The sequence below is a fragment of the Undibacterium sp. GrIS 1.8 genome (assembly GCF_040544445.1).
Lineage (GTDB): Bacteria > Pseudomonadota > Gammaproteobacteria > Burkholderiales > Burkholderiaceae_D > Undibacterium.
Window position 1 is genome coordinate 19,722 of sequence record NZ_JBEONQ010000039.1, and the last position, 20,947, is coordinate 40,668.

A 20,947-nucleotide genomic window follows, 5' to 3' on the forward strand; every position below is an offset into this window, starting at 1 on the left:
TTTATGACAAATACATCGCTTCGTGAGCGATTTGGGATAGACCCCAAAAACAGCGCAACGGCGTCTCGTTTACTTAAAGAAGCTTTACTTGCAAAAGATATCCATTTGCAGGATAAAACAGCACCGCCGAAATTGCGTCGCTATGTACCAAAATGGACTTAATTTGTTTGACGGGTGTTTGACAAAGCCAGTTATTCAGTCAGATATTTGAACAAAAGTTCTTAAAAATCATATGGTTAGAAATAACAGTTTTGTTTGATGGGTATTTGATAGTGAGTGTGCTTACCGTTTCATTTCTAGAGTCTGATGATCAGGCACCTATTAAACAGCTCCAAAAGACTTTCATTCCGATTGCGCAATTAAGAGACATCTATACGGCTCGCTACTAAGCACTCGCAAGTCATCATATTGGACGGGTTGGTCTGGATTTTGTAAATTTTTCGAAACGTAGTTCAAAATTACTTTCGCAATCCCCATGCGACCTTCTATGATTCACCTCAAGAGCCACATTGGACATTGCGCATCCACTTTGAGCAAAGATAGGTATCGCGTTAAAGATATTTTTCTGGTGGAGTCGCTGCACAATATTTCCGTTTTTTTATACCATCACTGCGCCAATTCAAATGCCAAACGGTGCTGGGTGATGAGGATTTTCTCTGGCATGAACTTCTCCGGTAGGGCAATGTGTTTCCCTTCCAGCGCCAAGAATACGCTCTGCATCATGGGCTCGTCCCGCCTTCGTTTGATAGCGTCACCGACTAAAATTGTGAGGTCGTCTGTCAGACTAATCAGGTGCTGGTCAAAGGCGCGGTCATGCAGTGCCGATAGGCATAGGCCGTTGCCGGGGTTGAGGCGGTTTGCCTTGTCTTGGTTCCACGGCACGATGTGGCTGGCGATCAACAGGCGCGGCTCGGACATGCCGGACATGCAGCAGCGCCCCTTATAACTGCTCAGCACGGCGCGTCTAAAAAAGCCTTGCTTGATCCTTTGCGCTGTCATGACCTGCCTAGTCTCGCCAGTGAAATCGGTAGGCTGGTCGCCCTGTTCCGCTATTGGGTTTGCCGTGGAGCTTGGGCTAGGATTGGCATCCATCATAAGCCGCTGTTTGAGGTTTTCGCTCGCGCTGATCTGCGCCTCCCAATCCTGCTAAAATTCTGCCCACACTTCGCGGTCGAGATTGGATGCGGCGCTTAAGCCTTTGCGGCCAGTGCTGGTGATGGCGGGATCTAGGCTGGCGAAGTTAACCAGCTTCATCGCCACCGCAGACGGCGTGCGGCCAATGAGCTGCGCCAGTTCTATGATCTCTGGGTTACGGCTATGCAGGCGACCGAAAGGCAGTTGGCAGTACAAGTAGTAAGCCAATGTGAGTTGTTCTCTATTCCAGCGATTTGGCGTCATTAGTTTGGCAGATAAAATAGGGGTTTTGGTTAACAGAGGAATAATGCAAATTGCTATCAGGATATCTTCATATTATATAAATATCGACACTGCATGATCTTAAAAAGGCTCCTCCGCTTGAGCAATTTATCCCATGCGGTTTACAAAGATATGTTTAAGAAAACCTGCATGTAATATGCGTTAGCGGGGTAATGTTTGTTAGTTTTTGTAATATCGCCCAGACACAAATAATCTTATAGTGAATGACGATAGTGGAGGAAATCATCATGGTTAAAATTTTCAGTCGGACAATACATTCGAAGGTCAAGCGGACGGTCAAAGGCAAGGGTACGGACTATAAGTCAGATTAGTCAGTTCGTACTGAACACCTCTTGCTGGATTCAGCTATCCGGCAATTCAAAGACATACGATCAACGCCACAATTTCACCGTCTCTGACGATTCTCATTTTCACCACAAGCCATAACAATCTGGCATCTACAGCAAGCATTATTGATGTACATTTACCCACGACTTTTCTGTTTGTAAAACTCCACCTGAAAGGATTCTTGTATGCGTCATATTCTGCGTTATTCTTTTTTTCTGCTGGCTCTGGCGGGTGGTGAGGCGAGTGCAATTACTCAGTCGCTTGGGATTGTGCCGCCTAAGCAAGGTGGGTCTATTGCATATGACATGAATGCTGCTGGTCAGGTCGCGGCGGTGATTGAGGATGAGAAAGGTGGTCGGCATGCTGCTTTTTTTGATAAAGGACAGTTGATCAAGCTTGAATCGCCTGGTGGGACAGAGAGCGAGGCAAAGCGCATCAATGACAAAGGCCAGGTGGTTGGGTCATCCGACAAAAAAGACGGGACTTGGACTGCCTTTCTTTACAGTCGTGCCGACGGCATACAAGAATTAGGCACTCTGGGTGGCCCTAGCAGCCACGGTATGGCGTTAAACAATGCTGGTGCGGTCGTTGGCTTTGCTGATACGCCTAATGGCGACTGGCATGCTTTCTTGTACCAGCGCGGCGAGCCGCTCAAGGATCTGGGTACCTTAGGCGGTAAGGTCAGTGCTGCCAGCGCGATCAACAGCGTGGGCCAGGTAGTTGGCACAGCGATGACCGAAGATGGCTCGCGCCATGCTTTTTTGTACGATGCCGAGCGTGGCATGATCGATCTTGGCACTCTTGGTGGTCGCTTTAGTGTTGCGACTGCGATCAATGACAAGGGCGTTGTCGTCGGAACATCAGAGATGAAGGATCGCAGCTTGCATGCCTTTGTCTACGACGGCAAGCGCATGACAGACTTGGGTGCGATCATCGGTCGTGGCGATAGCTTCGCTACAGGTATCAACAATGCTGGTCACGTCGTCGGGGGTGTTGATATTATCAACGACCGTTTTGGCGACCATCGCATCTCCTTCGTTTGGCGGGACAATAAAATGCTGCTGCACCCCAGCGGTAAAGGCTTATACCTTACCAATGCTATCAACAACCAAGAGCAAGTCATCGGCGCGACCTATGATCGCGGTTTGAACGCGGCGACTATGCAATCCAACGCAGTGCCTTATGTTGATCTTGGCGGTACCAAGATTTTGAGTTTTAATTTTATCGTGTTGCTTCTCACTGGCACGATTGTGATTTTTCGGAAGCGCTTCAAAGGACTATTTTTCGGTGGTGTTTTTCGGGGTTCGTAATCAGTAATAGCGCTGGCTCAGTTGCTTGTTAAGTTATTTGCTGAGTTGTGCTCGTCAACTTGATTGCTTTAGAATGCTGGGCTTTGACCAGTCCTCTTGCTGTGCCAGATCAATTTAGCTTTTGATTCTGGCATTGCTCTTGATTCTCCCATGACCCAACCCCACTCAACTCACTTCCCTCACGCTGTATCCCGCCTGCGCTCCTCCCGACTGGAGCGTAGTACGCGCCCGTTTCTTGCTCGTGGCGGTCCGCATGGCGAGCGTTGCGCCGGATGTCGTCTGATCCTGAGCCATTGCCTGTGCGCCCTGCGTCCGGTGGTAGCTACGCGTGCCGGAGTCTGCCTGATCATGGCCGAGCACGAGACGCTGAAACCTAGCAACACAGGCTGGCTAATTGCCGATGTGGTGCCGGACACGATGGCGTTTGGCTGGGCCCGCACTACAGTAGATCCTGCGCTGCTGGCAGTGCTGGCTGATCCGCAATGGCAGCCGTATGTGGTGTTCCCCGGCGAGTTTATCGCACCGGAACGGGTGATCACGCAATTACCGGCAGAGCAACCTGACACCAAAGATGTAAGCGCGGCGAGCAAGCGTCCGCTGTTTATTCTGTTAGACGCGACCTGGCAAGAAGCTCGCAAGATTTTTAAAAAAAGCCCTTACCTGAATCATCTTCCGGTACTAAGTTTGATGCCTGAACAAGTATCGCGCTACCGCCTGCGCCGCGCCCAGCAAGAAGATCATTTGTGTACATGCGAGGTCGCAGCGTTGTGCCTGACTCTGGCTGGCGAGACCTTAGCCGCGCAGACCTTAGAAGCCTATCTGGATGTATTTACCGAACACTACCTGCGCGCCAAGCAGCAGCAAAAGCTGGACTGGGATGATGACTTGCACCAGCGCCTGCGTGACCTACATGATTTGCATGATTTGCGATTGCCAGCAAACAACACCTAGCTTGTGACTCCTGACAGGAAGCTTAGCAACAATCCAGCGCTATCTGCGATTAATCCTAAGTTCTACCATTGCCAAAAACGATTTAGCGATGTCTGCACAATTCATGCGTCAAAACTAATTGGGGCGACATCGGATCACTTCGATGTCGCCCCATTTTTAATAGTAATTTTGTATTTTTAAATCAGCTTTGCCATGCCATCAGCGCCAACCAGAACATCAGAATCAGCGATAAAACGCCTCAACTTTGCCCTTTACTTTAATCATTAACGGCTTGCCCTTGCGATCCACGGCTTTACCCGCCGCGACTTTTATCCAGCCTTCGCTGATGCAATATTCTTCAACATCGAGTCGTTCTTTGTCGTTGAGCTTGATACCGACTTCGTGCTCGAATACGGCGGCGATGTGGTAAGGGCTGCGGGGATCAACTGAGAGTCGATCGGGCAAATTTGGGGGTGTCGTAGTATCGTTCATAGGCTTGAATTATCCACTAGAACGCCGATCAGTACAATTGCTTGTTATTCGTCTTTGGCCTAGCTGTTACTTGCGCTGGATGCTACTTTTTCTAAACGTCACCGGGATTAATCAGTAAATTTAGGCTCACTCACTTTGCCCGACAGCGATATATTGGCGCGCTCTGTGTTGGTGGGCGAGCGTAAGTCAACAGAGAAGCGGCCGTAAAGTCCGGCATTAGCATCAATCGATGTAAAACCACTTGCAGAGACTATGCCAGCGTTCAGGCGGATATTTTGTAACTGGGTCTGGCTACCGTTATAGGTAAAATTACCACTTAACTCAGTAAAACTGGTACGGCCCAGAAGCTGAGTACTCTTTAACGCACTCATGATATTTATACCTGTTAATTCACCATTACCGACGTTAAAACTGCCGTCTATCCTTGGTGCAGAAAACAGCTTATTACTGGTCTTGGACTGCATCGTGTAGCGCCCTTTAGTTTTCATTTTTCCGCTACTAAATAAGCGCGGTGCAATACCGGGAAGACTGATCTCTATCGCGCTGAAATTACCAGAAAAAGTCCAGCGATCGCCCCATCGCAAGGTACCACTACCGCTTAGCACACCGTCGTATACACTGCCGCCAAATTCTTTGATCTCGGCTCGGTCTTGATCAATATTGCCCGCGCTATGGAATTTTTTCAGGTTGGCGTTGATGCCGAAAGGGAGTGTGAAATCATCGGCATTCATTTCAAATGTAGTCCTCGCACCATTTGGTGATAAGACGGCATGGAATTGTCGTTCTGAGGAATCTAAGGTGATCGAGTTCCAATGTCCGTTGGCATCAAAGTCAGCATAGCCTTCTAACAGAGCTAATGGCAAATTAGGCGAATTTAGTTTGAGGTCCTCAACATATACCGGACCAAATTGTGTATGGCTTTGTGCCCGTGAGTTAAACAAAATCCAGCCTGCAGCTTCCTCATCAAGTTGAGCGGAATTAATATCAATCCGTCCCATAGAAATTTTATCGTCGAATACGGTCGTGATATCGATAGCGACAGAAATTTCTGCAATTTGGATTTGTTGCCGGTCGCCAATCGTCACGCCTTCTGCTCGCCAGTGAGGGCGCGGTAGCAAAGCAAAATATAGCCCGTTGATTTTGGCCGGCTGCGCTATCACGCTAGTGATGGATTTTTCAAATATCGCTGCCTGCCGATCAAACGAAGTGAAATGAATAGCAGCAATCGCCACGATGGCACTGGCAAACACGATGAGACTGAGTTTTTCTAATAAGCTACCAAAAATTTTATTCACGACCAAATTAGCTGCTCGCGACAACATGACAGACCATTGGCTTGCGGTTGCTGCCTGGGATTCTGCACGTGCCTGTAATTTTAATTGCCTTGCGAGCTCACGCGCTTCTATCTGTGCGTGCATTTGTTTCAGTTCTTCTGCTTCGTGTTGTGCGGCTTCCTCAGCTTGCTGTTTTAAGAGCAGTTCTTTTTCTTGTCGGGCTATACGATCTTTTTCATCCTGATCATGATCGATTTCTTGTTGCTTCTTTAGCGCCTCGATACCGTTCAAAACGTCTTGATCTTTTTCTTTGCGTGCGCGCTCTTCTTCTTCGTACATTGAAGCAGTGCGTTGATGCACTTGCTGGCGGAGCTGCTCCCTTGCAATACCTTCTAGGCGATGACGCTCGGTTGCTTCGTTGATGGCACGCTCTTCTTCGGACTGACGGATCAGCGCCTCTTCTTCCGCTTGAGCGCGCTGCAATGCAACTGCACTTGCTTCCGCCTCTGCGTTGAGTTGGGCTTGTTTAGCTTGTTCTGCGAGACGGGATTGTTCTTCTTTTTTTAGTCGCTCTTGCTCTGCCTCCTTAGCCTTCTTAGCTTGCTTGGCTTCCTCGAGTGCTAACGCATCTTGCTGCGCCTTCACTTCCGCTTGGATTCGAGCTTGTTCTTCTGCGGCTAGTTTAGCCAGCCTTGCTTGTTCAGCAGCCTCCCGCTCTTGCTTCTCTTTGGCTTGCGCCTCAAGTTGGCGCTGCTTTTCCAGCGCAATGCGTTGCTCTTCCGCTTTAGCTAACTCTAATGCTCTTTGCTTGGCTTTAGCTTCCTCTTCAAGACGGGATTGTTCTTCTTTTTTTAGTCGCTCTTGCTCCGCTTCCTTAGCCTTCTTTACTTGCTTGGCTTCCTCAAGTGCTAACGCATCTTGCTGCGCCTTCACTTCCGCTTGGATTCGAGCTTGTTCTTCTGCGGCTAGCTTAGCCAGTCTTGCTTGTTCAGCAGCCTCTTGCTCTTGCTTCTCTCTGGCTTGCGCCTCAAGTTGGCGCTGCTTTTCCAGCGCAATACGTTGCTCTTCCGCTTTGGCTAACTCTAATGCTTCTCGCTGCGCTTTAGCTTGTTGTTCTTTGGCTTGTTGTTCTTTGGCTTGTTGTTCTTTGGCTTGTTGTTCTTTGGCTTGTTGCTCTTTGGCTTGTTGTTCTTGTTGGCGCTCTAGCGCTTCTTGCTTTGCCTTTGTTTCTGCCTTGATACGGGCTTGCTGTACTCTAAACTGTCGCTCTTCTTCCGCTTTTGTGCGCTGTAATGCCTCTTGTTTTGCTTTGGCCTCTGCCGCGATACGGCTTTGCTGTTCTTGCACTCTGGCTAGCTGTTCTGCTTTCGCAATTTCTGCCGCTTGAGCAATCTCATATTCGCGCTGCTGTTGCTCAGCTAACGCACGGGTGGCTTGGGTTGCAGCTTCCGCGGCAATATCTGCCTGGCGCTTCAAATTTGCCTGATGTTGAAGTCGCTCCTCTTTTTCTCTCGCTAAACGAGCAGCTTCCATCGCTGTTTGCTGGGCTTCTTGCGCAGCACGTTGTTCTGCTTCTTTTTCGGCTAATTCTTTTGCTTTTCTTCTGGCTTCGTCTTCTTGCGCTTTCTTTTCTAACTCCATGCGGGCGCGACCTTGTGCAACTTTGCGCTGTAATTCTTCTGCGACTTGCTTGGCATTGAGTTCGTTCTGGTGATGCTTATGTTCTTCCGCCCTAGCTAATTCTTCTGCTCTGGAAACCGCCTCTTTGCCTAGCTGTTCCTCGGCCCTGATTTTTTCTTGAAGTTGTTGGCGCGCCAGCTCTTCTGCATCATGTCTACTTTTCTCTTGTGCAACTTCTTCCGCTTGAATATACGATAACGCGTCAGTCGCCGCCTGCTTTTGCTGGTCGGTTAGCTGGATTTGTTGCGCTAGTTGAGCCTCGTGTCGAACCTGCGCTTGCGCGTCGCTTTGTTGTTTTAACTGCTGCTGTTTTTGCTGTAGTGCGTCCTGTTCCTGCGTTTCTTGCTGGGCTTTTAATTTAGCTTGCTGGGCTTCTTCTAATTTTTTTCGGGTCTTTTCTTTAGCCGCTTGTTTGACGCGGGCTTCTAGCTCCAGACGCTGTACATATTCTGCCAACGCTTGAATCTTGGGGTCAGCCTCGGTAATCGCTTTAGGGACGGTGATTGTGCTTACCGGCGGACTAGATTTAACAACAGGGTCTTCTTTTGGTGCCGTTGCGTCGGCAGCGTTTTGCGCCTCTACGGCGTTGTAAAAAGCGCTCATCGTGAGTTGAAGCAGCGACTCCTGAAAACTACCAATGGTAGAAAAATCAATATCGTCGGGTGTCGGTGTTTGTACCGTGTTGAGTTTCTTTACCTGACGAGGTGTATCAAAGATACGGATATAACTGTCTTTAAGTAATTGCTCCAGCGCTTTTTCTAGTTTTTTGTCTGCCAGATTACCCAAGTTGCTTTGAACAAGCTCGACCGGAGCGCTGCCATTAATCTCTTTAAGAACCGAACGAAGGCCTCGAGAAAGCTGCTTGGTTTTACCAATCGCCTCTGCCAGGCCTTTTGCTGTCTTGGTGTAAATGACTTGCTTGTCCATACTTCTTAGCGCAACTACTCCTTTTTTTCATATCGATGCAATCTTAAATTCTAACAAAAAGCCTTGGCTGATTATAAACACAAGCACAACGGATGCTGCTGTTTTTTATCTTAGGGCAGAGACGCGCCACATTTATGTATATTTTTATATACTCCCCCTTATTTTTTGTAAAACAACCCTATTGTCCAATGATTGTATGGACAACAAATATATACTTACTATGAGTATATTTATATTCATAGTCGAAGACGGTCGCTAAGTAGCTATGATTAATTGGTGTTTATAGACTCTGGCGCATGTTTAGCTCGCTCTTAGATCGCGCTGGCTAACAATGGTCAGGCTCACTCAGTGTCAAAAAATGATCCAGAATATGAAAGTGATCATCAAAGAAAACTTCTTCCATCGCAGCCAGTGCAGATATCGGCACCCACGCGGCAGCCGCTGCGTCGTCGGCTGCGTTGATGTCTGGCAGGTGGTCAATTTGCAGATCAAAGAAATGGGCATGCGTAATGGTTCTGCCACGTTGGCTGCGACCGGGATGGTCGAAGACTTTGACATCGACCAGCGCGTTTTCTAACGTAGAATCTAAGACGGCGAGATTGGTTTCTTCTGTCAGTTCACGGATCGCACCTTGCAGCAGGCGCTCATCCTGTTCCAGAAATCCACCTGGCAGCGCCCATAAGCCTTTACCCGGAAAACCACCACGTTGCACCAGCAAAATATGCTCCGCCGCTTTGACGATTGCGTCCACGGTTGAGAAGATCGGGGCATACGGTGCCGCATTCCAGGCGGCTTTGTATTTATTCAATTGCTGATGTTCTTTGACCAGATCAGCGAAGTGCGGGTAAATCACCCAGGCTTTGATATATTGTCGTATCGCCTTCGGTAAAAACTGATCAACGACATCGAGCGATACATTGATGTCTTCACTCTCAAATAGTACCCGGCGTATCAGCGTCGCATCCAGCGGTCCGTCCACTGCAATAGTTTGATCCGCCTCGATCAGTTGCCAGCGCGGAAAGCGATTGAGGTAATAGCTTGAAGCATCTTTAAAGTGCCCGATCAAAGCGACTTGCTTTGCCTCCGGCATCAGCGCATGCACTTTTTTCTGAACTGCATGCGCCCAGCGCACATCATCGTAATAATCACGCACCGCGACAAACCGAATACGCTCTTTATCCGCCTCCGACAAACAAGCGCAGATCATGCTAGCGCGCTCTTGCCAGGTAAAGGGATTTTTTGTGCTGCGCGCGTGGAAAGATGATCCGAGCGCAATCACAACCTGAGGTGCGGTGTCTAATGCCCGCTGTAAAAGTTGTGCGTGCCCGTGATGAAATGGCTGAAAGCGGCCAATCAGAACGGCGACATCAAAGTTGTTAGCTGGAGCTTTGTTGGTCATGCTAGTCCTATTGGTCAATTCAAATATTTAGCAGCGATTGGCATCTGGCGTCCGCTGCCAAAGGCTCGAGAACGGACGCGGATGATGGGTGGTGCCTGGCGACGTTTGTATTCATTGCGGGCGACCATGCCTAGTATCCGCTTCAAGCTACTTTCACCTTTCTCGGTACTCACTAATTGTTCGACAAAAGCGCTGGCCTTTGCAAATTCATAGTCGGGTAATCGCTTGCCTTCGATATGCCATTTCAGCATCTCATCGAGCTCGTCGTAAGGTGGCAGGCTATCTGTATCGAGTTGATCTGGTGCCAGCTCGGCAGAAGGCGGTTTAGTTAGTACATCCTCGGGAATAATCTCGCGCCCGGCATGTTGATTAATGTGGCGTGATAAGGCGTACACCTCAGTTTTATACAGATCGCCAATCAAGCCTAATCCACCGTTGGTGTCACCATACAGGGTGCAATAGCCGACCGAGATTTCGCTCTTATTGCCGGTGGTAAGTAGCAAGGCTCCGTAGGTGTTGGAGTATTCCATCAGGATAGTGCCGCGTATCCGTGCTTGTAGATTTTCTAATGGCAAACCTATTAGCGGTGCGGCAAATGCGGCGCTAAATCCCTGGCTATATTGTTTGACCAAATCCAAAATCGGATGCGTGAATAAAGTCACGTTTAAATTGTTGCACAACTTGACTGAATCAGCGATTGAGCCATCGCTGGAATATGCCGATGGCATCGTGATCGCGATCACATTCTCAGCACCTAAGGCTTCTGCGGCGAGTGCTAGTGTCAATGCAGAATCGATACCGCCTGAAGAGCCGACTACGACTTGAGTAAAGCCGCAGCGACGGGCGTAATCTTGCAGGCCGAGCACAATTTGCCTTCTGGTGAATTCGGTGGCGGACAATCCCTCGCTATCAGGTTTGGGCAATGCGCTGCCATCGACGGATAAAAACTGTCCTGCGTTAAATCCTATGAGATTAAAGTCTTCTTCAAAACGGGCTGCCTCATACGCAATACCCTGCGCAGGCGAGACCGCGAACGAGGCGCCGTCGAACACCAATTGGTCTTGTCCGCCAATCTGGTTGACATATAACAGCGGCAATTGGTGATGGTTGGATGCCTTGCTAAACATGGCATGACGTTGCCGCCGCTTACCTATGTCAGATGGGCTGGCGTTGATGCTGATAATCAAATCGGGCTGCGCTGCACTCAATGCGGTGAATGGATTGATCTGGTAATCCCGGCCTTCATCATTCCAACCGTCTTCACACACCATAAAGCCAATTTTTTGACCTGCCACTTTTAGCAAGCAGGCGCCTTCCGAGCCGGGCTCAAAGTGACGACGCTCGTCAAAAATGCCGTAAGTAGGTAACAGCTGTTTGTAATACTCAGCAACGATGACACCATCTTTGATCGCGAGTAAGGCGTTATGTAATGGCTTGCCTATGCCTGCATTGCACCTGGCCGTCCCGATCACAGTGACCATAGACGGTGATTGTTTTGAGGCAGCAAGAATGCTCGACAAAGCGACATCCAATTGCGATAAAAACCGGCTGTCTTCCAGCAAATCGCCGGGATAATAGCCGCAGATACATAACTCAGAAAATACCGCAATGTCCGCTTTAAGCGCGTTAGCTTTGGTCATCGACTGGATGATCGCGGCAGTGTTGCCAGCGAAGTCACCCACGGTGTAATTCAATTGTGCAATGGCGATGGATAACATGATTTTATATTCGCTACATCAAATGACGGGATGATTAAATACCTGACGCAAATAGGCCAAAAAGGTCTCGTCGGTACACAGAGTTTTTCCGGCGGAATCGGATAACTTCGCAACCGGTTGGCCGTTACAAGTTTTGAGCTTCATCACAATATTGAGCGCTTTGATGCCCGTATCGTTGGTGAGATTGGTGCCGATGCCAAAGCCTGTCATGGTGCGGTCGGCGAAGTGCCGATACAAGGAAAAAGCTTTGTCGAAATCTAGTCCGTCAGAAAATACCAGGCGCTTGGTATGCGCATCCACCCGCAGCTTGGCGTAATGTGCAAGTGCTTTTTCACCCCAGACAACCGGGTCGCCAGAATCGTGTCGCAAGCCATCAAACAGCTTGGCGAAGTACAGATCAAAATCCGCCAAAAACGCATCCATGCCCACAACATCGGTGAGTGCCGTACCAAGATCACCGCGATATTCTTGCACCCAATCTTCTAAGGCTGCTTTCTGGAAATCACGCAGGCGTACGCCAAAGGATTGATACGATTGTAGGTACTCATGCGCCATTGTGCCTATCGGAACTAGCTTATGTTTTTTTGCAAGATACACATTAGAGGTACCTTTAAAATAGTCAGGTAATTCACGCTTCAGCGTAGCGACGACTTCATCATGCCATTCACCAGAAAAACGGCGGCGCAATCCAAAATCAAAAAATTCAAACGGATTTTCTCGTGTCGCTTCCTGAGCAAATGTTCTGACTAAAGCGATTTTTTTAGCCAAACGATCACGGCCTTCTTGCAAGCTGGTTTCTGTTTGCAAACGGCGGAAATACAATTCATTGACGATATGCAGTACATAGATTTCAAAGCCCATCACATGCACTTGAGGACCGGTTGCGACGATCTCTAAGGTGTCACCATTGGCCGTGACTTTGATGAATTTTCTTTGAAAGTGAAATACCGTCAAAAAGTCAGTGAAATCACTTTTGATAAAGCGCAGTGAGCGCAAATAATCTAACTCGTCTTCTGCAAAATGCAGCGCGCATAGATGATCTAGTTCTCTGTCTACATCAGCCTTTAATTCAGATAAAGGATAGGCTGGAGTATTGCGGCAAACAAAAGCGTACTCCGTCTGCGCATTGGGGTGGCTATGCAACAAAGACTGCCACATCGTAAATTTATATAAATCGGTTTCTAACAAACTGGTGACGATGGGCTTCATATTCTTCTTCTCTGGTCTCATTTTTATTGTGTTGATCTGCCTTAGCGACTTTGATTAGCAATCAGCTCGGCTAACACATCGCTCGATTTTGCAATCTGTACACCGCGCGTTGCCATGTCGTGGATAAAGGCGTCATATTGTGCGGTAAAGCCTGTTACCGGACTCATGCAGTCGGTCAATAAAACTAATTTGGATAGATCTTCGGGTTTCATATTTTCTACAATATGCTCGGTAGTCGCCCTGACGCAATGGCTGCCCGCCTCGCCAGTAATATACACACGGTCGGCGCTGGCTAAGCTGCCAATAAACTCACGATTTAACTGGGTATCTGGATCAGCGGCATCCGGCACTTCTGCCATCACGGCGGAGTAATGCTCCGTCCATGGATTAGATCCTTTGTTAAGTTTGCTCACCACGCCGTTAGTAGCGTCTTCCCAAAAATTGTAGGCAGCCCGGATATCGCTGTGCACATTTTGCCCCCAAGACCCGATCTCGCAATGTACCGGCCAGATCATCAGCTGATAGCGTCCTGCCACTTCCAGTGCCTCTATGTAGGCCAGCGCTCTTGGCATTGCACTTGGATTGCGTGGTAGATATTTTCCGGCACGAACATCGGCGGATGAAATTTGCGTAAACGGTGTAACCGGCTTACCCGCAGCATCAAACCAAAAAGTCGGATGAGCGATGTCGTAGCGGTGGTGAGAATCCAGCGTAATGCTAATCGCAGTCAATCCCTTGCCAGCGAGCTGAATCAATTCACTGACACGCAACATATCCGCATGCGCGCCCGGCACTGGCAGTGCTGGCTGCACCAATTGTCCGTCTTGCGGATTGCTTGTCAGGTAGTTTTCTGGCAAATCACAAAAATCGTTTTGTGGGTCAATGATGAGGAGATGCAACTGGCTTTTCATGACGTCTTTCCTTTTTTTAATCAGGTGATTCTATTCTAGGATAGATAAAACCATTTTGCAACTAAGTAAGAATTTATTTCTAAATTCTTCTTTTCTAAATATAAAATTCTACCAAGCACATCAATTAAATTAGTTGCAAAATGTATCTAAGAAGAATAAATTAGCTGTATTTGATCTCAACACCGATAGCAAAGACTCCGATGGAACAAATTATTTGTACCGTTGATATCGTTTTATTGACACTGCAAGACGACGGATTAAAAGTCGCCTTATTAAAACGCGATGCCGATCCGTTTAAAAACGCGCTGGCGCTCCCTGGTGGCTATATTCATCAGCAAACCGATAGCGATGCACGCGATGCCGCACTACGCGTTTTAAAAACCAAGACCGGTATTGAGGCGCCGTATTTAGAGCAGTTAGCAACGTTCTCCGGCAATGCACGCGACCCCAGAGGCTGGTCTGTGTCCGTCAGCTATTACGCGCTGGTATCGTCCGACATCATCCAAAGCGCCGGACACCCCAACGTGCAATTAGTCAGCGTTGATCGCCAGACTACTCTACCGTTTGATCATAAAGCAATTGTAGACACCGCCGTCGCCCGCGTACGTAGTAAAAGCCAATACTCATCACTGCCATGCTATTTAGCGGGCGACCTGTTCACCCTGCCTCAACTGCAACGCGTATATGAGGCACTGATGGGAGAAACAATGAACAAAGTCAGCTTCCGCAGAAAAATCACAGAAATGGATATGCTAGAAGAGGTCGCAGGGAAATTTGAAGCAGCAGGCGCGCATCGGCCTGCGCAGGTCTATCGATTGAAGCGAGCTTACCGACAGCAATTGCAGTTGATTGACCGGGGGCTGTGAGGGTAATCGTAAGTCCGTCGATGTGGGACTTATTGGCTTTGATATTGGATTTAAACTCGACGATTATTAACAGAAATTTTTACAGATTGTTTCAATTAAAATACACGATAATCAATATACTCCCCATCTTTTTTTTAGAAATTGCCTTATTGTCCAAATATAACCTGGATAATTAAATTATACCCACTAGGAGTATTAATATTTAACTACTAGGGCCAACAAAAAGAAAACGGCACTATCTCTTGATAATGCCGTTTCCAATTCTCTACTACAAACTCTGCTTCTAACCCACTCTAACGATTTCTGACCTGATCAACAGAACCTATTCAGGCAAGGGGGAGCTCGCATAGGTTATCGACTTAAGATATGGTTAGAGGTCGCTCAGAATCTGTGTTAGCCCTGGCTTAGCCTTGGGATACTTGCAGCTGGTTTTGGATGTCTTTCACACCCTCAATGCTGGCGACCATCTTCAGTACGCGATCACTCGCTGCAACGCTTGGTACTGCGCCTGTCAGGATCACCACACCTTGCTTGGTGGTGACGTTGATTTTCAATGCGGATACTTCTTTATCGGCTACCAGAGCGCTTTTTACTTTAGCGGTGATCATGGAATCATCAACGGCAACGCCCGCTTTTTCTGTCATGGTTGGCTTGGCAGCTTGGGCTACTACGGTATCAGCGGCGAAAGAGGATGCTGCAGTCATAGACAATACGGAAGCAGCGATGAGGGAAGTGATAAATGAACGATTTTGCATGATAAATCCTTTTTAATGAGGTTTAAAGGCAACGTCTCACATGTTTGTGGCGCTACTGACTGGTGTATTGCACATGCTGTGCCAGCTATTAAAAACCTACATTAATTCAATCACTTAGATAATTTTTTGCCTGTAAGCCGAATGAAAATACTGGTTTTTTACCGTAAATGTGTCGGGATATAGCGACAGGCAAAAGAAGCAATTTCGTAAGTAGTTGATTTTAAAAGATTTAATCCTGTCGCTCATCAGCGACAGGATCGCCGTCTGCCCTGAACAGGCTGGGTGTCAGCTCGTGTTTTTGTAGCAATCGATAGAATTCGGTACGGTTGCGATCCGCCAGTCTGGCGGCATCGGACACGTTGCCGTCAGTCAGTTTGAGTAACTGGATCAGGTAATCGCGCTCAAATTTTTGTTTGGCATCGGTGTAGCTGAGCGCCTCTAGCGACGGTACGCGCAAAGCCCTTTGTACCAAGGTCAGGGGGATCAGCGGTGCCGTGGCTAAGGCGCACACCTGCTCGACCACGTTATGCAATTGCCGCACGTTGCCAGGCCACGGTGCGGACATCAGCGCTGCCAGCGCGTCGGGGGCGAAACCGTTGATCTTCTTGTCGTATTTGTCAGCCAGCGCCTGACGGAAGTGGTTAGCGAGCAGAGCGATATCTTCACGCCGTTCTGCCAGTGACGGCAACGCTAGCGTGACGACGTTAAGACGGTAGTACAAATCCTCACGGAACTGACCTTCTTTCATAGCGACATCAAGATCGCGATGAGTGGCGGACAAGACCCGTACATCTACCGGAATCGCCTGATCAGAACCAACCTGGCGGACGGTACGCTCTTGCAGCACGCGCAGCAGTTTGACTTGCAACAACAGCGGCATATCGCCGATCTCATCCAAAAATAAAGTACCGCCATGCGCTGCCTGGAATAAACCATTGCGATTGGCGACCGCGCCAGTGAAGGAGCCTTTGACATGGCCGAACAATTCTGACTCCAGCAATTGTTCAGGAATGGCGCCGCAATTGACTGCGATAAAAGGCGCTTTGGCGCGGTTGCTGGCGCGGTGGATAGCGCGGGCTAATAATTCTTTACCGGTACCGCTCTCGCCTTGGATTAATACGCTGGCATCGGTGCTGGCGACCAGCTTGGCTTCTGCCAGCAGTTCTGCCATGCGCTGGCTGCGGCTGATGAGTTCTTCACGCCACGCCTCGTCTTTGCTGGCGGGGTCGGCACTGGGGCCACTAAGGCTCAAGGCGTGGGCGATTTTTTCTAGCAAGACATTGCCATCAAAAGGCTTAGTCAGGTAGGCATAGGCACCACGCGCTGTGGCTTCTACTGCATCAGGAATCGTACCGTGGGCAGTCAACAAAATGACCGGTAAGGCGGCGTACTGGCTGCGGATCGCGTCGAACAACGCCATGCCGTCGCGCCCCGGCAAACGGACATCGGTGATGACCAGCGATGGCAACTCTATCGATAATCTGGCGAGTGCAGCCTCTGCGCTGCTGACCGCGGTCACGCGATAACCTGCGGCGGTTAGGCGCATGAAAATCAAGGTTAACAAATCGGGGTCATCGTCGACCAATAGTAATTGCGCTTGTTCAGTTTTTGGCTTGATCATGATGGATGTTTTTTTGACGTTGATCGTGTGCGTAAATGCGCTTCACTATTGCTACACGACCGTTCTACTGCTTATTATCACTAGTAGCAGGAGCAACTACGGCGCTCCTTGGTCGGGTCGGTAACTGGCGCTCTATGGCTTTTAAATCTTCTAGCTTTTGACTAAGCTGATCGGCGCGGCGCTGGCTTTCTTTTAGCTGTTGCGTTTGCTTATCAAGCGCCTCATCCAAGCGTCGCCATTCTGCGTAATTGGTGGATAAAAAATACGCTAGCGGCTTAATATGTTCTGCATCGGCATCAGTCGATTTCACTACGCCGTCTAACAAGGCTTGCGCGCGCATCAGATCGCCGCTGCCACGGATAAATCCCAGCAGTATCGCGCGCTGCACATCATGGCGTGCCTTTTTTTCTATGCCTTTTTCTAAACCATTCAGGTCTGCCAGCATCTTGGGTAATTCGGTCGATGGCAATAAGCGTGCTCGCTGAAAGTAGGCTAAAAGATCCTCGTTATCACTAGCAATCACCGCTTGCGGCGGCACCACGACGGCCACCGGTATCGCTGATGCCTGGTTAGGGTCGGGCTGTTGCGGTGCAATTTTGCAGGCACTGAGTAATGTGCCTAATACTGTGCTTAGTAGCGCGCAAAGAAGCACACTGTGTAAGCCGGTACCACTTAAAAAATTTAACTTAGCTCTAGCGTTCATAAGGTAATTCAATCCGAAAATGTGCACCTGAAACTGTAGGGTGCAGTTGTATTTTTCCACCGTGGGCAGCGATATATTCGCTCACGATAGAGAGGCCAATGCCGTTGCCGCTGCGGGCACCGGCGGGCTGGCGGGCGCCTTGATAAAACGGCTCGAAGATACGCGCCGCATCATCCGCCGCCACGCCAGATCCCTGATCAATACAGTCGATACTGACATAGCCATCGGCTTGGGTAAGGATGAAGTCAATCACGCTGTCAGGACTAAAGCGCACTGCATTAGACAGCAGATTGGCGAGCACGACACCGAGTTTTTCTGCATCTGCGCTGATGGTCGGCGGGCGACTTGGCGTATTACTGAGCAACTGGCGCAAGTCCGTTTGCCGTTCAGCAGCTAATTGTGTTTTCAGTTCAACAGTCAAACCGCGCGCCTGCCATTGCAAACGCTGACCGTCAATGACGGTGCTAAGCAACTGCATCAGATCTACCGGAGTTTTATGTAAATGTTGCGCATCAAAAGCGGCGGCATTATAGCGCAGCAAATCTTCGATCTGGGTTTGTAAAGAAGCCGTGTTCTGACGCAATATACGGGCGATCTCGCGCTGATTATCGCTCAGCGTACCTGCTACGCCGTCCTCCAATAAAGCGACTCCTTCGCGCAACGCCGCCAGCGGGGTTTTTAACTCATGCGAGATGTGGCGTAAGAAGCGGGCTTTGTCGGCCTCCAGATCAGCCAGACGACGACGCAGCCAATCCAGTTGCTTACCTAAGCGGCGCAAATCGGCAGGCCCGCTTACGGCGATTTCCTGATCAAATTTGTTTTCTCCCAAACGACCAATTACTAACTCGATTTGCGCCAAGGGGCGCGCAAGCCAGAGACCAAAAGTCAGCGCTAACACAATCGCCATGATCATCGCGCCCGACACTAAGGCTGTCAGCAAACGCCGTTGACGCTCCAACTCCATCAAGGATTGGTCGTTGCGGCGTTCAATCTCACGCTTGCTGGCGAGCACTATCTGATCATTGATTTCAGGCAAACGCACAAAGCTTTGATACAAGGCTTGTTGATTTTTATGGAGCGTCGCCTTGTTCGTCACTCGACCTTCTTGTAACACTTTTCTAGCAATATCGGTCTGCGTATTCCAGTCCTCTAATTGTTTTGGCGGGAGGTCAGGAATTGCTTGCGCTAACACTTGCAAGGATGCTTTTGCCTCTTGCACCGCGTCATCGTAAATATCACGAAATGCCACGTCATCCAATACCAAATATTGACGTGCGCTACGCTCCATCGCCACCGTGCGCTCGGTCAAACGTTGGGACTCTTCGGTTAAATTAACCGCCTGATGCGCAACTGCACGGCTTTGCTTGGTCAGTCGCTCCAGCGTCAACAACGCATGCACCGAGGTACCGCTAAGCAAGATTGCGATAAAAAGAAAGCCAGCAAGTAGCAGTTGGCGGAAAGAAAGTTTAGCAAGCATAGTAATCTACGAATTTCTGTACACTCTTTTTAACTAAATGGATCGTCAGTCTATAGCAGGTTCGTTAGACTGATCAAAAACTACGCGATTGTTAAAATAATTTTGCGTAGCAATTTAAGATGTACAAAGCTTTAACGATATTTTTTATAAACTTTTCTAAACAACGGATCCGTTGGTATTAAGAATGAAACGACTCTTCAGGCATCAGCTCAGGCACCAATACCCGGCCTTATTATTTTTGCTGTCATTACTGTTATTACTCGCGCTGTTATCTGGTTCGTCTTCTGCGAGGGCGGTGAGCAGATCACAAACTGTATCTCAAACTGTATCTCAAACTACTGCTCAAACCACGACTCAAACCTTTCCAGTCAAACTCAATAATCATGACCGTCTGTTGTTAGAGCAAATAGTTTGTGGACAAAAGTTTGGCGTCGCGGTGGCAGAGATTGACGCGCAAGCCTTTGACGCCAATGCCCGTCAGGCGAATTTTGCTGATGTTAAATGTCGTCCGCATGCGCAATTAAATGGCAAACCCATGTACTACGTGGCGCAATGTGCGCGGGAAAATACCCAATGGAGTTGCGGTCGTGCCGAGCTAGAAACCATAGTCACCCTCAATAATCGAAACCCGATTCGTGAGTTAATTATTCGCCCGGGCACGGTAGCACCAAAAGTCGCTTATGAGGCGATACAAAAAATTAGTACCTATGGTTATTTTCAAGCAAAGTCACTGGACGCAGCATTGCAATCTACCTGCACAATCGGGATGGGCGACACACCCGATTTGATAGAAATTTCCTGCAAACACTGGTCAATTACCGTGTCTTTTTTGTGCCCTCAAATATCGGCAACCTCATCATGCCCACGCGTGATTTATATGAGTGAACACCCTTGACGCCGGCACATAGTATTGAGGTATTTTTGATTGGGCGATTACTTAACAGGCTGCCATAAACTAGAAGAATCAAGCGGGGTATTTTTTGGTAGCAGCGGATTTTCTAAACGGATAACGCGACGATTTTTCAGATTCAGTTTTTCAATTGCTGCCTGGTGATATTTATTAAAAATCGCTTCAAAACTGCCGTCTTTTTGCATAATATGTAAACCGATTTCGACCCGTTCTCTTATCGCTTTATCGTTGTGGTTAAAATAAAAGTAATAGGGAAATGGGTAGTAAATCAAGAGGTTTTTTTCGATGGCAAGATTAGGATTGTCTTTGATGTTGTTGTCGTATTCTGAAAGAATCTCTCCGGCACCGCGTGGGAAAAACTCAAAGCGATTTGCGCTCAGCATTTTAAATAATTGACTATATTGCGCCTGTACCACCTGAATGCCGTGTGATTGATATATTGCGTTATCTGTCCAGCCTACGCCTTGACCAAAACTGATTTTTTTTAGGTCGTCCAGTGTTTTGATCTGATCGATTTTAGATTGATTATCTTTGTGAATCAGCGCAACGCGGTAGCCCATTAAACCTTTTCTGAGCGGAACATGAATCGCAGACAAACGTTGTTCTAACTCTTCAGACGCGGGATTCCAGATCACATTGATATTGTGACTGGCTTGTTCTAACTCTTGCAAAAAACGCTTTTTGGGCATGGTCGCTGCGCTGGGCTTGCATTCATAGTCACCAAACTGGGCTTTAGTTTTTTCAAGCGAAACGCAGAGCATTTCAATGACATCGTTGTAACGGGTATCGTTTTGAATTTCACCTAAAGGATAGATCACCCGGGTGACCGCAGCCGAGGCAGAGGGTGCTAGCAGGCACACGCAAAGCAGCAAACTGATTGGCAAAAATTTGTGAAGCGCGGTCATTTCAATCACTGATCCAGAGGTCTTATTTCAATGGTTATTCGTCAGAGTGTGAAAACTAAATTCTGCAGAGAATCATACTAAGCTATTGGCTAAAAT

18 protein-coding genes are annotated in these 20,947 nt (G+C 48.4%); 5 read left to right on the plus strand and 13 right to left on the minus strand.

Translation table 11 applies throughout. The features are described from left to right. Positions 1–3: 3 nt before the first annotated feature. Positions 4–162: a hypothetical protein gene (locus AAKU64_RS16725; protein ID WP_354334573.1), complete on the plus strand. Its 159-nt coding sequence runs from the start codon at positions 4–6 to the stop codon at positions 160–162. A 444-nt stretch (positions 163–606) separates the two neighbouring features. Here the strand turns inward: AAKU64_RS16725 and AAKU64_RS16730 are convergent, their stop codons facing one another. Next, a complete protein-coding gene (locus tag AAKU64_RS16730) occupies positions 607–1,095 on the minus strand; it encodes an HNH endonuclease (protein ID WP_354362495.1) in 489 nt (162 codons plus the stop codon). 51 nt (positions 1,096–1,146) lie between these two features. Continuing rightward, entirely contained in the window at positions 1,147–1,398 is a 252-nt protein-coding gene (locus AAKU64_RS16735) for a hypothetical protein (RefSeq protein WP_354362496.1), read from the minus strand. A 551-nt stretch (positions 1,399–1,949) separates the two neighbouring features. Here AAKU64_RS16735 and AAKU64_RS16740 point away from each other — a divergent pair. Further along, positions 1,950–3,074 (plus strand): HAF repeat-containing protein, encoded by a 1,125-nt coding sequence (locus tag AAKU64_RS16740; protein ID WP_354334577.1) that lies wholly within the window; start codon positions 1,950–1,952, stop codon positions 3,072–3,074. Positions 3,075–3,224: 150 nt separating this feature from the next. After that, entirely contained in the window at positions 3,225–4,025 is an 801-nt protein-coding gene (locus tag AAKU64_RS16745; RefSeq protein WP_354334579.1) for a tRNA-uridine aminocarboxypropyltransferase, read from the plus strand. A 222-nt stretch (positions 4,026–4,247) separates the two neighbouring features. Here AAKU64_RS16745 and AAKU64_RS16750 read toward each other — a convergent pair whose 3' ends face one another. The 6 genes from AAKU64_RS16750 to AAKU64_RS16775 all read right to left on the minus strand — a co-directional run bounded on the left by AAKU64_RS16750 (position 4,248) and on the right by AAKU64_RS16775 (position 13,614). Further along, positions 4,248–4,496: a DUF3297 family protein gene (locus tag AAKU64_RS16750; RefSeq protein ID WP_322120587.1), complete on the minus strand. Its 249-nt coding sequence runs from the start codon at positions 4,494–4,496 to the stop codon at positions 4,248–4,250. A 107-nt stretch (positions 4,497–4,603) separates the two neighbouring features. After that, a complete protein-coding gene (locus tag AAKU64_RS16755) occupies positions 4,604–8,377 on the minus strand; it encodes a hypothetical protein (RefSeq protein ID WP_354362497.1) in 3,774 nt (1,257 codons plus the stop codon). Between the two features lie 325 nt (positions 8,378–8,702). After that, positions 8,703–9,776: a bifunctional nicotinamide-nucleotide adenylyltransferase/Nudix hydroxylase gene (locus tag AAKU64_RS16760; RefSeq protein ID WP_354362498.1), complete on the minus strand. Its 1,074-nt coding sequence runs from the start codon at positions 9,774–9,776 to the stop codon at positions 8,703–8,705. Between the two features lie 14 nt (positions 9,777–9,790). Then, complete coding sequence (locus AAKU64_RS16765) at positions 9,791–11,494, minus strand: NAD+ synthase (protein ID WP_354334584.1); 1,704 nt, start codon at positions 11,492–11,494, stop codon at positions 9,791–9,793. Positions 11,495–11,512: 18 nt separating this feature from the next. Next, positions 11,513–12,703, minus strand: a complete 1,191-nt coding sequence (gene pncB / locus AAKU64_RS16770; protein WP_354362499.1) for a nicotinate phosphoribosyltransferase — start codon at positions 12,701–12,703, stop codon at positions 11,513–11,515. A gap of 41 nt (positions 12,704–12,744) precedes the next feature. Then, a complete protein-coding gene (locus AAKU64_RS16775) occupies positions 12,745–13,614 on the minus strand; it encodes a cysteine hydrolase family protein (RefSeq protein WP_354334588.1) in 870 nt (289 codons plus the stop codon). Between the two features lie 200 nt (positions 13,615–13,814). Between AAKU64_RS16775 and AAKU64_RS16780 the strand changes: the two genes are divergently transcribed. Beyond that, on the plus strand, positions 13,815–14,480 hold the full coding sequence (locus tag AAKU64_RS16780; RefSeq protein ID WP_354334590.1) for an NUDIX hydrolase: 666 nt from the start codon (positions 13,815–13,817) through the stop codon (positions 14,478–14,480). A gap of 404 nt (positions 14,481–14,884) precedes the next feature. On the opposite strand, the gene AAKU64_RS16785 is transcribed toward AAKU64_RS16780, so the two are convergent. The 4 genes from AAKU64_RS16785 to AAKU64_RS16800 all read right to left on the minus strand — a co-directional run bounded on the left by AAKU64_RS16785 (position 14,885) and on the right by AAKU64_RS16800 (position 19,036). Next, positions 14,885–15,235, minus strand: a complete 351-nt coding sequence (locus AAKU64_RS16785) for a BON domain-containing protein (protein ID WP_354334592.1) — start codon at positions 15,233–15,235, stop codon at positions 14,885–14,887. Between the two features lie 229 nt (positions 15,236–15,464). Beyond that, a complete protein-coding gene (locus tag AAKU64_RS16790; RefSeq protein ID WP_354334593.1) occupies positions 15,465–16,856 on the minus strand; it encodes a sigma 54-interacting transcriptional regulator in 1,392 nt (463 codons plus the stop codon). A gap of 64 nt (positions 16,857–16,920) precedes the next feature. Continuing rightward, positions 16,921–17,559 (minus strand): hypothetical protein, encoded by a 639-nt coding sequence (locus tag AAKU64_RS16795; protein ID WP_354334595.1) that lies wholly within the window; start codon positions 17,557–17,559, stop codon positions 16,921–16,923. Then, on the minus strand, positions 17,549–19,036 hold the full coding sequence (locus AAKU64_RS16800; RefSeq protein WP_354362500.1) for a sensor histidine kinase: 1,488 nt from the start codon (positions 19,034–19,036) through the stop codon (positions 17,549–17,551). Before AAKU64_RS16800 ends, AAKU64_RS16795 begins: the two co-directional genes overlap by 11 nt. A 184-nt stretch (positions 19,037–19,220) precedes the next feature. On the opposite strand from AAKU64_RS16800, the gene AAKU64_RS16805 reads away from it, so the two are divergent. Then, positions 19,221–19,931 carry a hypothetical protein gene (locus AAKU64_RS16805; protein WP_354334599.1) on the plus strand — a complete coding sequence of 237 codons (711 nt, stop codon included), beginning with the start codon at positions 19,221–19,223 and terminating at the stop codon, positions 19,929–19,931. Positions 19,932–19,969: 38 nt separating this feature from the next. Here AAKU64_RS16805 and AAKU64_RS16810 read toward each other — a convergent pair whose 3' ends face one another. After that, the gene (locus AAKU64_RS16810) at positions 19,970–20,851 is read right to left on the minus strand and encodes a transporter substrate-binding domain-containing protein (RefSeq protein ID WP_354334601.1); all 882 of its coding nucleotides are present in this window, start codon (positions 20,849–20,851) and stop codon (positions 19,970–19,972) included. Between the last annotated feature and the right edge of the window lie 96 nt (positions 20,852–20,947).